The sequence below is a fragment of the Pseudomonas sp. R62 genome (assembly GCF_000257605.1).
In the GTDB taxonomy this organism is placed as follows: Bacteria; Pseudomonadota; Gammaproteobacteria; order Pseudomonadales; family Pseudomonadaceae; genus Aquipseudomonas; species Aquipseudomonas atacamensis.
Window position 1 is genome coordinate 1 of the sequence record NZ_AHZM01000908.1, and the last position, 882, is coordinate 882.

Consider the following 882-nt stretch of genomic DNA (forward strand, 5'->3'; position numbering starts at 1 on the left):
CTTGATCAGCACCCTGCCGATCATCAGCCGCGCGCAGATTGCCTTCCGCCGCATTGCCGAACTCAGCGAACAGTTCTCCTCACCGGAGCCGCACCTGTTGCTGCAGGATCAGGGCAGCAAGCCAGCCGCCGTCAACAGCCTGGAACTGCGCAACGTGCGCTACGCCTTCCCGCCCGTCGAAGGCAGCGAGCCGTTCCGCCTCGGCCCGGTGAACCTGCGCATCGAACAGGGCGACATCGTGTTCATCGTCGGTGAGAACGGCTGCGGCAAAACCACGCTGATCAAATTGCTCCTGGGCCTGTACGCGCCGACCGAGGGCGAAATTCGCGTTAACGACAAGCCGATCACTGCGGTCAATCGCGATGATTACCGGCAGAATTTCACGACGATCTTCGCTGACTACTACCTGTTCGATGACTTGATCCAGGGCGATCGTGAAGTGCCGCAGGATGCCACCCGCTACCTCGAACGTCTGGAGATCGCGCACAAGGTCAGCGTGCGCGACGGCGCGTTCAGCACCACCGACCTGTCCACAGGCCAGCGCAAACGCCTGGCACTGGTCAACGCCTGGCTCGAAGAGCGCCCAGTGCTGGTGTTCGATGAATGGGCGGCGGATCAGGACCCGACCTTCCGGCGGATCTTCTATACCGAGCTGCTGCCCGACCTCAAGCGTCTGGGCAAAACCATCATCGTGATTTCCCACGACGACCGTTATTTCGACGTCGCCGATCAACTGGTGCGCATGGAGGCCGGCAAGGTCAGAAGCGAACTGCAAACCGCCTGATCGAGGCAGCCGCGACCGGGCCGGAGAAAAAACTTTTCCGGTTTGCCGCGGCTTCCTCGTCTTAATGAGATGAATAAGAACCATTAACAACTATACCT

At 60.2% G+C, this 882-nt stretch carries 1 protein-coding gene; it reads left to right on the forward strand.

From position 1 onward, the window contains the following. On the forward strand, positions 1–784 hold a 784-nt coding region (locus tag OQK_RS01045), incomplete at its 5' end, for a cyclic peptide export ABC transporter (protein ID WP_038860230.1). Positions 785–882 lie beyond the last annotated feature (98 nt).